At 35.0% G+C, this 13731-nt stretch carries 17 protein-coding genes; 3 read left to right on the top strand and 14 right to left on the bottom strand.

All coding sequences use genetic code 11. The features are described 5' to 3' along the window. Positions 1-13: 13 nt before the first annotated feature. The 3 genes from hrcA to AR1Y2_RS07500 all read right to left on the bottom strand — a co-directional run bounded on the left by hrcA (position 14) and on the right by AR1Y2_RS07500 (position 3299). Positions 14-1042, bottom strand: a complete 1029-nt coding sequence (hrcA, locus tag AR1Y2_RS07510; protein WP_137328390.1) for a heat-inducible transcriptional repressor HrcA — start codon at positions 1040-1042, stop codon at positions 14-16. A 198-nt stretch (positions 1043-1240) separates the two neighbouring features. Further along, the gene (locus AR1Y2_RS07505) at positions 1241-2290 is read right to left on the bottom strand and encodes an IS30 family transposase (protein WP_022261463.1); all 1050 of its coding nucleotides are present in this window, start codon (positions 2288-2290) and stop codon (positions 1241-1243) included. Between the two features lie 223 nt (positions 2291-2513). Next, entirely contained in the window at positions 2514-3299 is a 786-nt protein-coding gene (locus AR1Y2_RS07500; RefSeq protein ID WP_022261462.1) for a hypothetical protein, read from the bottom strand. Between the two features lie 118 nt (positions 3300-3417). Here AR1Y2_RS07500 and AR1Y2_RS07495 point away from each other — a divergent pair, with 118 nt between their 5' ends. After that, positions 3418-4044: a hypothetical protein gene (locus AR1Y2_RS07495; RefSeq protein ID WP_022261461.1), complete on the top strand. Its 627-nt coding sequence runs from the start codon at positions 3418-3420 to the stop codon at positions 4042-4044. Here the strand turns inward: AR1Y2_RS07495 and AR1Y2_RS07490 are convergent. The 4 genes from AR1Y2_RS07490 to AR1Y2_RS07475 all read right to left on the bottom strand — a co-directional run bounded on the left by AR1Y2_RS07490 (position 4013) and on the right by AR1Y2_RS07475 (position 5346). After that, positions 4013-4222: a hypothetical protein gene (locus AR1Y2_RS07490; RefSeq protein WP_022261460.1), complete on the bottom strand. Its 210-nt coding sequence runs from the start codon at positions 4220-4222 to the stop codon at positions 4013-4015. The genes AR1Y2_RS07495 and AR1Y2_RS07490 overlap by 32 nt on opposite strands. A 16-nt stretch (positions 4223-4238) precedes the next feature. Further along, positions 4239-4475: a hypothetical protein gene (locus AR1Y2_RS07485; RefSeq protein ID WP_022261459.1), complete on the bottom strand. Its 237-nt coding sequence runs from the start codon at positions 4473-4475 to the stop codon at positions 4239-4241. A gap of 327 nt (positions 4476-4802) precedes the next feature. Then, positions 4803-4991 carry a hypothetical protein gene (locus tag AR1Y2_RS07480; protein ID WP_022261458.1) on the bottom strand — a complete coding sequence of 63 codons (189 nt, stop codon included), beginning with the start codon at positions 4989-4991 and terminating at the stop codon, positions 4803-4805. A gap of 160 nt (positions 4992-5151) precedes the next feature. Continuing rightward, positions 5152-5346 carry a hypothetical protein gene (locus tag AR1Y2_RS07475; protein WP_022261457.1) on the bottom strand — a complete coding sequence of 65 codons (195 nt, stop codon included), beginning with the start codon at positions 5344-5346 and terminating at the stop codon, positions 5152-5154. Between the two features lie 428 nt (positions 5347-5774). Here AR1Y2_RS07475 and AR1Y2_RS07470 point away from each other — a divergent pair, with 428 nt between their 5' ends. Beyond that, a complete protein-coding gene (locus tag AR1Y2_RS07470; RefSeq protein ID WP_022261456.1) occupies positions 5775-5981 on the top strand; it encodes a helix-turn-helix domain-containing protein in 207 nt (68 codons plus the stop codon). Between the two features lie 187 nt (positions 5982-6168). On the opposite strand, the gene AR1Y2_RS07465 is transcribed toward AR1Y2_RS07470, so the two are convergent. Genes AR1Y2_RS07465 through AR1Y2_RS07455 form a run of 3 tightly spaced genes read right to left on the bottom strand, consistent with a single transcriptional unit; the run spans position 6169 to position 9254 of the window. Beyond that, positions 6169-6513, bottom strand: a complete 345-nt coding sequence (locus AR1Y2_RS07465) for a hypothetical protein (RefSeq protein ID WP_022261455.1) — start codon at positions 6511-6513, stop codon at positions 6169-6171. Positions 6514-6573: 60 nt separating this feature from the next. Next, positions 6574-8982, bottom strand: coding sequence for a leucine-rich repeat protein (locus AR1Y2_RS07460; RefSeq protein WP_022261454.1), 2409 nt, complete (start codon positions 8980-8982; stop codon positions 6574-6576). Between the two features lie 2 nt (positions 8983-8984). Then, entirely contained in the window at positions 8985-9254 is a 270-nt protein-coding gene (locus AR1Y2_RS07455) for a helix-turn-helix domain-containing protein (protein ID WP_022261453.1), read from the bottom strand. Between the two features lie 268 nt (positions 9255-9522). Between AR1Y2_RS07455 and AR1Y2_RS07450 the strand changes: the two genes are divergently transcribed. Then, positions 9523-9753: a hypothetical protein gene (locus AR1Y2_RS07450; protein ID WP_022261452.1), complete on the top strand. Its 231-nt coding sequence runs from the start codon at positions 9523-9525 to the stop codon at positions 9751-9753. A gap of 437 nt (positions 9754-10190) precedes the next feature. On the opposite strand, the gene AR1Y2_RS07445 is transcribed toward AR1Y2_RS07450, so the two are convergent. Genes AR1Y2_RS07445 through AR1Y2_RS07430 form a run of 4 tightly spaced genes read right to left on the bottom strand, consistent with a single transcriptional unit; the run spans position 10191 to position 13719 of the window. After that, on the bottom strand, positions 10191-10601 hold the full coding sequence (locus AR1Y2_RS07445) for a hypothetical protein (RefSeq protein WP_022261451.1): 411 nt from the start codon (positions 10599-10601) through the stop codon (positions 10191-10193). After that, on the bottom strand, positions 10598-10867 hold the full coding sequence (locus AR1Y2_RS07440) for a hypothetical protein (RefSeq protein WP_022261450.1): 270 nt from the start codon (positions 10865-10867) through the stop codon (positions 10598-10600). The genes AR1Y2_RS07445 and AR1Y2_RS07440 overlap by 4 nt, the downstream gene beginning before the upstream one ends. Before the next feature lie 55 nt (positions 10868-10922). After that, a complete protein-coding gene (locus AR1Y2_RS07435) occupies positions 10923-13349 on the bottom strand; it encodes an InlB B-repeat-containing protein (protein WP_137328389.1) in 2427 nt (808 codons plus the stop codon). A 7-nt stretch (positions 13350-13356) separates the two neighbouring features. After that, positions 13357-13719 (bottom strand): hypothetical protein, encoded by a 363-nt coding sequence (locus AR1Y2_RS07430; protein WP_022261448.1) that lies wholly within the window; start codon positions 13717-13719, stop codon positions 13357-13359. Between the last annotated feature and the right edge of the window lie 12 nt (positions 13720-13731).

Below are 13731 nucleotides of genomic sequence, written 5' to 3'. Positions count from 1 at the left end.
TGCACCTTCCCTCCTATGGTTTTTTCTTAAATAGGCCGTTGATCTCATCGGTAAGATTCTCCAGGGTTTTTACCACCCGCTTATAATCCATCCGTTTGGGACCAATGATCCCGATTGTTCCGGTTCCGCCTTCCTCCAGTTCATAAGTGGCTGTCACAATACTACAGTCACTCATATTCTTCACCGGAGCTTCATCTCCGATGTAGACCTGGATTCCGTGGTGGTCATCACTTCCCAATGTATCATCCACCAGCTTGTTCAGTGCCTTCTTCTCTACTAAAGCGTCCAAAAGTTCAGTGGCCGTCTCCGGCGCGCCAAGTTCCGGATACTTCAGGATATTAGAAGCGCCTCCCGTATAAATCTCCAGCTGGTCCGCATTGTGTATAACAACTGCGATCTCCTCCAGGATCTTTTCCAGGATCTTGCTGTGAATCCCTGCCTGCTCATTCATGGTCTGGATCAGTTCCAGATTGATCTCCTTCAGTGTCAGACCCTGCAGAAAAGAATTGAGCAATACGTTCAGCTTTAGGACTTCGTCATTTGCCAGTGGTTTTTCCACGTCGATGATCTGGTTTTTCACAATATTGCCGTCTGCCACGATGACCGCCAGCAGACTATAATCATCTACTTGGGAAAGCTGCACAAACTTGAGTTTTGTGTTCTTGTACTGAGGGGCAGATACCATTGTAGCATAATTTGTACTGGACGCCAGGACATTGGCAACCTGCTTTAACATCACTTCCATCTTGTCGACCTTCTGCACAAGTTCGAGCCGTTCTTCTTCGTCCGACTCTCTGTCCTGCATCAGCTGATCCACATAAAATCGATATCCCATGTCAGATGGGATACGCCCGGCAGAAGTATGTGGCTGCAGAATGAACCCCAGATCCTCCAAGTCCGCCATCTCATTGCGGATCGTGGCTGAACTCAGATTCAGTCCCTCCATCTTGGAGATGGTCCTGGAACCAACAGGTTCCCCGGTCTCCAGATAATTGGCTATAATCGCTTTTAATATTAATCTTTTACGATCATTTAAATCCATGGTATCTTTCCTTTCATTATTAGCACTCAACTTAGACGAGTGCTAATATCTATAACATAAGTTATCACTTTTAAATTTTGTTGTCAACCCCTCCTATACATTTTTTTAAATTTGGCGGATTGCAATACCAAATTGAACTATTTTGCATTTTTCTTCATTTTAGTTACTTTTAACAAATACAAACGCAAGATATATACATTATGCACATATCTCGAGATTCTCCACCTCCTCCTGATACAATTCCTCTGCCGTAGAATATCCCAGATTTCTCCGTGGCATCGTATTGATCCACTTCTCAATCTTCTTTAATTTCTCATCACTAAATTTTTTGATTTCCATTCCCTTCGGAATAAAGCGGCGAATAATACCATTTGTATTCTCATTTTGCCCTCTTTCATAAGAGGAATAAGGATGCGCATAGTACACCTTAATCCCCTTTTCTTCTATATTATATAAACGTGCAAATTCTTGTCCATTATCAGACGTAATACTTTTCAGTGCTTCCCTAGGAACCTCTTTTATAATCTGATCCAAACACTCTTGTACGGCTTCTATGGTCTTGCCCTCAATCTTACGTATAATTTCTTTTCGTGTTTTCCGCTCTGTAAGAGTCAACAGAACATTGTCCTCTTTATCTTTCTTTCCGATCACCAGGTCAATCTCCCAATGTCCAAACTCTTCTCTATTATTAATCTGTTCTGCTCTTTCTTCTATACTTCTCCCATCCGTTCGTTTATAACGCTTTGAATAGGTCTTCTTTTTTGTGCGTCGTTTCACTTTTTCTGGCAAATCAATATTTTTAACTTTTATAACACCTGCTTCTACATAATTGTAGAGCGTTTTTGTGCACACTACTTCTTCCTTTTTAAAATACCCTTGTTTCAGTACACGACCATAAATAGAATCTAACGAGCGTTTTTCTTCTAATACCTTACTCTCTACATATTTAATAAATTTTTCGCACTTAAACGCCTTGTAATCTTGTCTACAACGCTTTCTATTATTTTCATATGCTATTTGTCCACGCTCAGGGAAATATCGTATTTTTTTATAGTTTCCCTTATCCACGCTTATTGTAGAACCTCTTTTTAACTCATTTCTTATTGTATTACTTGCACGACCTAATAATTTTCCTATCCTATACGGCGTATACCCTTGTGCATGCAAGGCCGCTATCTGCCCACGTTCGATTGGCGATAGATGTTTGTTCTTTCTAAAATCCCCAATGTTACTTGCATAATCAAGCATAATATCCCCCTTTTCCCCAAAAATATTGTATCACTGACCAATTATTTTTGGCAAAGAATTTCCTGCCTAACTACTATTTTCTAATGTAACAAAGGAGAGAGAAAATACTCTCCCCCATATTTGTTTCCATATGACAATTTAAAAACTTACAAAGTAACATTTCTGATCAGAAGAACCTCTCTCCCAATCAGATTCGATTGATTCATATTCATTTATTCCCAAATTAAACATAGGGCGCATATCGAGTACTAATTGTCGATACCCATTTTTCGTCCAACTTCTCTGTATAGGTACTCCATGCTCTTTGATGGCTATTCCACCACCAACCATGATGTCCTAACGCAAGAACCAGCTGACGTTTTGGACACATTAAAAACTTTATGTATGCCCGATCTCCTTCCGTGTAAGCAGTAATATTAGCATCCTCATAGAAAATCTCTTTTCTAATCTCCTTAATTTCTCCGGCAAGAGATTTCTCATATAATTTAGCCACGTTACTGTTTTTTCTCCATTGATATTGTTTATAAAACCTCTTATACAGCCTTATAAACAGCTTATTTTCACGATACGCCAACTTTTCTAAATCTTTTGCAGGATTATAAGACGAATCATTCTTCCTGCAAAATTTAATTTTTTCATATAGTTCAATTACATCCTCATTTTCTTTCCTTTGAGCATCTCTTACCTGTTTCTCTACATCCTCAAACCAGTAAGCTATGTTTAAAGCACACTTAAAAATCTTATCCGATTTATCCATCCGCTTTGCATTATATCTTGCAGGCCCGGCAACCTTCTTGGATATATGCTGTGCTTCATATTTCAGCTTTTCATTCCATTTTTTATATAGTTCATTTAGAATTTTTTCTTTTCTTTCATCTGATATTTTCCATGATAATACTTTTTTTACATACGTTTTGTATTCTGACTCAGATAAAAATCCCCTTTCCCCTGATGAACTATTTTTATTCGCCTTATTAACCAACTCTTGATCTAATTCTTTTAATACCATAATGAACACCCTCACCTTTCTATTCTTGTTTTTGTATCAAAAGACATCTTTATTCGTTCACTTTTCTTTCACCATAGCTTCTGGTATAATTTAACTAAACTTTTGTAAGGAGAATCCTATGTTTACTTTTCTTGAAAAAATCAGCTATTGGTCTACAAAACAGATTTATAAAATTCCTCAAGCTATGATTGTAATTTTAATATTTACAACCTTATTTCAAAACGAAGCCGCAACTATTAAAAACATACTTAGTTCTAAAATTCAGATGATATTGCCTGAATCTACCATCAATTTTTTTACAGAACTTAATCTCTCACAAAAAGACCTCTTAACCATCTGGGCATTTTTATTAGTGACTCATGCCATTACTTTCGCTCTAACAGCCCTTGAGCAGTTCTCAAAAGATTACGATTACATCATAATTGGATCAGGCGGGGCAGTCCTTTTTCATCTAAACTCTATCATCCTTTTAACTGTATTGATCTATAATTCCCTTTACAGTCCAAGAATAATGATCCATTCCGTTCCCGTTCATTTCACTGGTTTGTATTATCCTTTTGTTATAGTTTCTGCCGGTTTATTTGCTTCTATTTTTTGTGTATCCTACTGTGCTAATCTCCTACGTTTATTGATAAAAATAAACGATAAAGAATTCCCCCTCAAAAAAAGAATTGTTTTAGATTTAACCTTTGGGATTATTGTTATTTATTTCTTTAGTAACTTGGTAAAATTTCTGCCCATCTAAGAAAAACAGAAAGACAATAAAGCGGAACAAAAAGTGCTATATGTAATCCGATATAAACTATCAAAGTTTTATCAAATGATAGTTTATGTTTTTCTTGAATTATATCTGAATATCCCCATGCCATAAGAAATGCAGTAAGAAATGCTGGAAGTGCGTCTTTTAAAAACTGTGTTGTCATATAATCATCTCCTTTTTTAGTAAATCAATAATTCTCTTAAAATTTGTATTGCAGTATAAAAGCCAGAATACCATCCAGCTTTTTTACACTCGACCCCATAATTTGTGCGTAAATTTGAAAGTTTATTCCTTTGTTTTAAATCAGAAACAACTTCTTCTGCATATTTTTCGTATTCGTCAGAAGTTAATTGAACTTTTTGATTATCAATCTCTTCCAAACACTCGCTAAAAAGTATATCTTTATAATCATTCATGCTCATCACTCCTTTACAATTCATGGTGGCGTTGCCCCCATACCCCTATAAGGAACTAAGTTCCTTAACCTTATTAACACTCGCCGTTAGGCAGGGAAAGCAACTCTCTGGTTGCTTCCCTTCGGGAAAGTTTATTTTATTCAAAGTGTCAAGGGTTGCCCTACGGCGTATCGGCTTCGCCTTGTCCCTTGACACTTCTTTTGTCTTCTATTTCACTTTTTCATATTTCAAGATCCCTATATCATCTAAACATCTTTTTAAAGTTCATGTTTTCCCTTTCTCCCCGTATACTCGATAGGACAAGTTTCAACTAAAAACACTACACTCTTATTTCAACTTAATAAAAAACTCCCCATTGTTTCGCCATTCAAAACTTTCAACCTCACGTTCTCCTTTCTTTAGAATATTATCCTGATACCAATTCCCCCATGTAATCAAACGTAAATTATTATCACGAATTGATATTTTTGTATTATCATTAATCACTCCTAATTCAAGAATTTCATTTAACTTCATTTATTTCCTTCTTTCTCCGGGAGAAAAACCGCTCCCGGTCGGATTATTTTATTGATAATATCTTTTAATGATGTACATTAATTTTTCTACAAGGCGATCCAATGTAATTTCTCCCCAACCATCTATGTAATGCCAATGAATTTGTGGGCTTCCAAGAACATCAAAGAATCTGAAAAAAATAATAGCTTGATTCTTTACATTCACAACCTAAAATTAATTGAGGATTATCACAATATTCGTCTTCTAAAGAGCCATATACGTCCATTTTAAAATAACAACTACTTTCAAACTTTAACCACGCTTCTTCTAATTCCTTACGTAACTCTTCCCCGGTTATTTCAAATAAATTTTTCATCTTCGTATCCTCCTTGACTTCTCAGTCTCTCAGCATTACAATTAATATGTATTTTATTTGAAATGGGGCGGTCGGTGGCTATCCGACAAACCCCTTGGAGTTATCCTTGGATATGTTCGATGTATTCGGCTTCTGTTGCAAACAAGATGTAAATGCCGTTTACGTTCCCCATATATCCAAAGGATGTGTAATATCCTTTCAAGGGTATCACCTCCTTTCTATAAAGATTAGGGAGTTAAGAAGTGGAGTTCTTAACTTCCTTTTCTTTATATTTATATATTACACCTTTTTCTGTGTAATGTCTATTGGTATTTTACACAAAATTATGTGTAATTATTCGTTCTTTTTTACACAGATTTTTGTGCATTTCCTCTTGACTTTTGCACAATATTCAATGTATGATTAAAAAAAAGATTGGAGAAAATCATATGCTAATTTACAAAATAGACGTACTAGATGCTTTAAAAAAGGCAGGATACAACACAAATAGATTACGCAAAGAAAAACTTCTTGGAGAAAATTCCATTCAATACCTAAGAGAAAAGAAACCCATAAGCGCAAAGGTACTCGACAAAATCTGTGAACTATTAGACTGTCAGCCAGGCGACATTTTAGAGTATAAAAAACACTCTTAATTTTTTCATCTAAAGAAAATCTTAAATTTTCAAGTTCCCTTTTCTTTGCTATTCTGCTAAATTCATAATTTTCATTAGATAAAAATTTAAGCAAAAAAATACTTAGTTTACATGTTTGTGCAAACTAAGTATTTTTTATTATTTAAATATGTCTTATATTACTCTTCTAATAATCCCTAAACTTTCATTAACTAAAAATACAAGCTATATGTAAACATACGGAACTAATAAAAGTTATAATACCAACTATGATTCCAACAGTCACATCAAATGCTGCAATAAAACCACCACAGCAAAATGCCCAGGCAAATGAACAGAAAAAAATCATGATGATATTAATTATTGGAATAAACCAAAGAATTGACATAACCAAAAACACACAAATAGCAGCAATAATGGCTGTTTTAAAACTTTGTGTATTACCCCAAGTTACTATGAACGTTAATACCGCAAAAGCAAAGTCTTCTTTTACAATACGAGTCAATCCCATATTTACATATTCGGCATTTAACAATAAAGCAAGTAGATTCATTTATTTATCCTCCTTTAGGGAGATTTTAACATATTTAAGCATAATTTTCAATATTATTACTTATCTTACCTTAATTTTCTTGTAACTACTATAAGACCCATAATATTTCCTTCCATCTATGATTTTATAGGCCCGCACTTTCACATAACAATTTTTCTTTCTTTTCAGGCCCTTTATCGTATAAGAAGTTTTTCTACTCGTCTTATACTTCGACTTCTTAAAGTTCTTGTAAGATGAATATCGAACCTGATAGCCAGACACACCGCCAGGACTTTTAGAAATATATACTGTTACTTTTTTCTTTCCAGCTTTTAACTTCTTGATTTTCGCCTTTTTCGGATAAATCTTAAAGTATCTAATATAGTTTCCAGTATAATTTCCTTTTCCCCGAATTGCCATTTTCGCTTTTCCACAGCTTTTATTCCTGCTGTAAGAAACCGTATAATCCCGATTTAATTTTAGCTTTGTCTTTCCTGCCTTAACAGACAAACTTTTCACAATATTCTTGCCTGTATAAGTAGCATTAGTAGGATTTGACACATAAGTAATCTTACGTTTCGTTGAAACTGTTGGTTTCGTCTGTTCCGTAGTTGATGGTGTAGGCTGTGGAGTTTGGCCGCCAGAGGTATATTCCCACCAGCTTATTTCATATTGCTGTTCTGCTTTTCCTGTAAAATTGCCAATTCCTGTGATAATAACTGTTGCCATCCCTTTAATACAATAACCGCCATTCACTTTTTCCCTTGATAATTCCTTACAGGTTCCATTTTTACCACCAATGTTATTACGGTATGATACCGTATAATCTTTTCCTTCAACCAAAAGCTCACGATCATAATAAACATAAAGCCACGCTTCTACTGGCTTTCCTGTTTCGCCCCCTTTTTCTTGTGCAGAAATTATTATATCATTACTTTCACCATTAGTATGATTCATATTTCCTTTTACTATGACTGTACAAGTATCCTGTTTTGTCCCAGCCGTTGCCGTTATCGTTGCACTACCTAATTTTTTACCAGCTTTCACAACGCCAAAATCATCTACGGTCACAATAGATGGATTACTACTTACAAACTTCACAGTATCCGTAGAAAGCGATGGATTAACACGTGCAATTAAATGCCATACCTTTTCCCTTGGATAATCCATCACTGCGGAAATTTTATGTTGGTTTAATGTTATGGATTCAGCCGTAACTTTTGGCAAAACAGATACGGACACCTGTTTCGTTTGATCCTGTGCATAAATATATTGATTTTCCTTGTTTCCCTGATTAAATTGATCTACAAGGTTCTGATTTTTAAATAAAAGCTTGCTTCCATTGTACAGATCCTGAAAATTCCATTTACCCATCTGCGGCAAAGTATCCCCTAGAAAATCTATTTCTATTGGATTCTTACTTTCTCCTGCATCTCCATAATTAAATGCTCCTGTAATCTTTGATACTCCTTTAGGAACCACAAGTTTTTTTAAGTTGCACATACTAAAAGAATAAGACATTAAAACCTGAGTATCCTCTGGAATAACATATTCATCCTCTGTTTTTCCTGCCGGATAGCAAATCAGTGTTTTTCCTCCATCTGTCCTGCCAAATAAAACTCCATCTTCTGTATGAAAATATGGATTTCCTTGTGCAACTTCTATTCTCTTAAGTGAATCATTTTCATAAAACGGCGATCCACCCGTTTTCATTTTAGAACCCATTTTAACTGTTTCTAGCTTCTTGCACTTGTCAAAACATTCTGAGCGAAAAAGAGAAGATACACCAAATGACTCTACATTATTAAAATCAATGCTTTTTATATTTGCAGAAGTTAAAGCCCCTCCATATACTTCTTTGACCGTAGAAGACATCATGATATTCTCTAAATTTTTTACATTTGCAAAGCATCCACTTACAACAGTTTTTATTCCATCTGGCACAGTATAATCCGTTCTCTTCGGAGACGCCGCAGGATAACAAAGCAATTCTTTATTCTTCTTATCAATCAGTACTCCATCTTTTAATTGATAAAAATTGTTTTCATAATCTCCTTCTTGTCCGGCAAAAACAATCTTTTTCAAATTTGCCATGCTAGAACAAAACCCGGTATTGATGCTTTCCAACGTGCTTGGAAGATGGAGTTCTTCTAAGTTTTTAAAGCTTTTAAACTCATTTAATGTAATGCTTCTAATACCTTCTGGCAGAATTAACTTTCTCAAATTCACATTACCAGAATCATAGAACTCAACCACTTTGTATTTTTTATTATCGCAAGTAATCTCAGACGGAATATCAGGATTCGTAACATCACCATGTTCTGCGGCTCCTGAAAAATAATCCCATAGTTTAACCTCATGGTCATTCAATATTTCATATCTATATCCATTTACGGTTATCCTATCATTATTATTCGCTTTCACCTGCACTGGCACCAACACAGAAAAAAACATACACAAAACTAACATATATACCCCTAATCTTTTCATACTTATTCTCCTTTTCTTTTCTGTCGATATTCTTCTAACACTTGCAAGATTTGTTCTCGGTCTTGATCCGTTTCTACAAACTTTAAAATGTCTCTCGGTTGCATCTCCAAAATACAACACAAACGATTTAATGCTCCAATAGAGATTGCGGTATTTCCTTCCTTAAATCTACGCATTGTTACCTGACTAAAGACTCCTGTCCTCTTTGCTACTGTGGTATTAATGCCTACTCTCTTTAATTCCTTTATTACATCTATCTTATATTGTATCATATAAAAAATTCCTTTTTTGTTTTTATTATATCATATTTATACAAAAAAGTCAATCTTATTTTCTCTTTTTTAAATGATTATATTTATATATTTTTCTTCTATTATATATTATTTTTCAGTCATAAATCTCTTATTAAAGTGATTTATCCATATAAACATTTAAGGAATTTCATTTAATGTATTTTTTTCTCATTATTCCATGTTAAAGACTTTTTCTTGACAATTAAATCAAAAAAATTTAACATCATATGAAAAGGAGTAAAATTTTATGAATCTTTATTATTTTAATACATTTTTAAGTATAATTACTTTATTAGGAAGTTTAGCTACTATTATTCAATTATTTATCCAAATTAAATCATTATCCAATGATCTTCCTATTATCAACAATCAATCACAAATACAACAAGTCAATATTTCAAATTCAATTTACAACGATTATTCTACTATAATTACTAAACATAGTAATATTCTTGCAAAGGCTTATGTTTTGGTTTAATCAATATAGAAATTTTCTATATTTTTTTGTTTTATGTACTGTTTTATGTTTTTCCTTACTACACTTTTATCAAATAAAAAACAATTTATATACAACAATAACCTTATAATTAATATTTTACTTTCTCTTTTCCATTACAGTTCTCACTATTGGAAGTCTAAACTTATTTGCACCTAGCAATTATAGTGACTATCTTGTTGCTTCTAAGTCTTATACTTCACTTAATATACACACTCTTAAGAAGTTCCTGGACTTTATGGTCAGACAACAACCAGCGTGTTTTTTTTACTTTATGTTCCAAATTGCGACTATAATACTACTTCTTCGTGACTATATCAAAATTTTTATTCATTTATTTATTGCTCTGCTCTTCCATAAACCTTATACTTTACTAGAAAATAAAGATTTAAGAGATACAATACTAAGTATAATTTTTGCTAACATATTTTTTTATGGAATTTTATATTCAATCCTACAAGCACATAAATAAAATCAATAAAAAATATTTTCATAAATTCTTTTAAATTATGAAACTCTTGTTCCCTTGGTCGAAGACAAACAGTAAGAGTCCGATAAATACCCACATAAATATAAGTAACCAGTATTGCTGACACTAAGTTTTCACCCAAAGAAAAATCTGATTCACCTACTAACAATAAAAAAAATATGAAAGAAAAAAATAAAAGGAAAATTCCATACATCATCATATTAAAAATCACGCTTGCTATATTCTCTGTTCGATACTTTTTTATGAACAACTGCCTCAAGCACATACAAAAAATTTTTATTAAGTCATACATCGTACAACAAATACTTACTATCATGATAAATAATACAAGATAATTCATTTTATATTTCCTCCTCTATTTTCGTGATTTTTTGATGGCAAATAATTAACCACAAAAAATCTCATAACACAAATGACAATTACGTTAAATATTAAAAACAAAATTCCCCACAAAGATATATGCGCCGAATAAAACACAACACCAATCGCATACATTCCCATTCCGAACAACTGTACCAAATTAAAACAAAAAATAAGAAGACAGTCTATTACAAAACAACAACCATCCAACACACGATTCAACTTCTTACGATCTACTTTTTTCATAAATCTCCTCCTCAAAATAAAAGAAATAGGGACGGCAACTTACCGCCCCATCTTTCTAGTTTGTACTTCCTGACTGAAACTCCACTGTCATGACTGGTTCTGTCCGATTCAAAGAAGTCTCCAAGGCTTCTTTGTACTCTTCTTTCGTTCTCCAACGACTGTTTTCATCCAACGTGTTCAAAAATTTCTTACTAATGAATCGGCTATATCTCAACGGTGCATTTTCATAAGGATTACTTCCAGCAATGTAAACTTGTACCTTCAAGGTACTTGTTTTTCCCAAAGAATCTGTCGCTGAATAAATGATTGCCTGCGTTCCACGATGAAGATTTTTCACTTCTTCCTTTCCAAACTTTTCAGGATCACAAATTACAGCTTCCAGCTTTTTACCTTGTTCATCATCTTCCTTATCCGTCACTACCGGATTCTTTTGAATTTCCTGTAATACTTTTTCTGCATCAGACAGTTCTTGGTCAAAATAGCCAAGATCATGAGCCTTGATCACTGGAGGATGATTATACTTCACATGAACAATTCCTTTTTTCTCTGTCACATTTCCAGCACTGTCTTCTACCCGGAAGGTGACATGAATATCTACCATTTCATCTTTCTTCAAATGTTTGAAATAAGTATCAATGGTTTCCGTTTCTGGTATGTTATCAAAAGTCTTTGTTTCTGGCTGATATCCCATAGAAGATTTGTCATATTCTATTTTTATAAGTTTTACATGGTCTAACATATCGCCATCTTCATTATCAGTACAAATTTTAATTAGCTTCCTTAGATCTTTACCTGTTACTTTTTCATTCTCTAATACAGTAACAGGATCGTTCAGATATAACTCAGGAAAACGATCCCATTGAGCCTGCATTGTAAAATCATTGGTTGGCAGAATACTTCCTGCCATGCTTTTTACGGATGCTGGCTGACTGGACATCTGAACACTTTTTGCATACATCCGGGTTACCGTGCCTTTTACAGAATTATCAGATTCTTCCCGTAACTGTTCATAAGACATTGTCTCACCTTCTGCATGTTTTTTAGGACTTGTTATCCCTGATTTAAACAGATTCCAACTCATGAATTTTGCGTTTGATACTTCAAAATTATTTTTCTGAAGCCTTACGTCTTTTTCTACGGTTTGTACTTGCTCTGGGACATCACCCTTTGCATCTTCCGCTGATTCATACTGTACCCGATAGATTTCTTTCCACTGGGCATATAAAGGAATCGTATCATTATCCTTGATTATTTCTCCACCATATATCTGACCCGGCAGATAAGAAGTTCCCGTTCCGTCCTGTTTTGTATTCCAGCAGACAAACTCATAACCAGCCCTAATCGGTACACTTCCTGTTAAAGTTAAGGATTGTCCATAGATTTTAGTCTGATTTCCCGGTGCCCCATTGCCACCATTGGCATTATACGCAATCGTTCCTTTCCATGGATTCCACTGAGCATACAATGTAACTGTACCGCCATTCTGGTCATGGGCATAGTTGCTGTTTTTTCCATAGGCTGTCCCGGTGCCATTCTGAGCCGTATTCCAGTTCTTAAAGTTATAGCCATGTCTAATCGGCGTTGTCTGGCTAATGCTTAGGCTTTGTCCATAGGTTTTTGTCTGGCTTCCCGGCGTTCCTGTACCTCCATTGGCGTTGTAGGCTACCGTGTGTCGCCATGGTGTCCATTGTGCCGTATGTGTGCGGTTCGCACAGACGATTGCCCCTACAGTCCCCGTCCAGCTTGTAAAGTTATAACCATAACGTGTAGGATTTCCCGGAGCAGTTACATAAGCCCCATCCGCAACCGTCTTTGTTGCTACATTTCCTCCATAACCATTAGAAAATGTAACCGTTCGATTAGGACGAGTGAAATTAAGCGTCGTTCCGCAACCTGTATAAAGTTTTTTATTTCCACCTTTGCTGTCTGTATTATTAATGCCCATACAGCGGGAGTTCACCTGAATGGTAATGTTCCTAGTTGTATTACTATGAACCAAAGGAGCGTCAGAAGTAATGTCACCATCACCCCCGTCCTTTGTATACTCCCGATAGTTTAATCTAAGTCCGTCTGGCTTGTCATAGTCTGCTGAACTCTTTTTATAGTGTGCAGACTGAGTATAAGACAAAGTAAATACAAAAACCGTATATGCATTGTCCGAAGATTGCTTTGTTTTTACACTGCTTACCTTCAGCTTGATGTTATGGTTGTTCGTTCCAGATAAGGAGCAGGTCCATGTGGATGAGTTATTCGTAAAATAGTCCCATCCAATATCCTTAGAATGTTTTACATTAATCCAGACTTTACTGGTTTTCCCGTCTCCCTTGATCTGGAAATAAAATTTCCCAGACTTGTTCATAGTTTTCCAGTCCGCTGTTTCGGAACTGTATGCCAGAACTGGAACAGTCCCCGGAAGTAACATGGTACATCCCAAAACTATACACAAAAGCCGTTTCCACCATTGTTTTTTCTTTCCTTTCATCTTTACATCACCGTTCCTTTTCTTCCAAAACAGAAGTTTTGCGACATTTCATCGTTTTTGTTTTCCCATCCATTTGATGGGTCTGTACCACCTCCACATCTAACAACCCTTTCTGATAATCCACACCATAATAGATGATTTTTATTTTTCCTTTTGAGTTCATTCCTGCTTTTAAATTGCGCTCAAAATCCTGCGCCATTTCTGCGTCGGAATGAAATTCCGAAGTTCCATCCATCGTGTTCTTCACCGCCTCAGAGACACAAGTACTAAGTTCCGTGTCTCTGGTGCTGGTACTGGACATTTTTGAAAATGCAACGATGGTAAGAAGTCCAAGGACAACCACGATCAACCCAATGATTGCATTTTTCATAGCCGCTCCTTT

Origin of the sequence: Anaerostipes rhamnosivorans (genome assembly GCF_005280655.1) — a bacterium.
GTDB lineage: Bacteria > Bacillota > Clostridia > Lachnospirales > Lachnospiraceae > Anaerostipes > Anaerostipes rhamnosivorans.
This window is presented reverse-complemented; position numbering and strand designations above follow the sequence as displayed.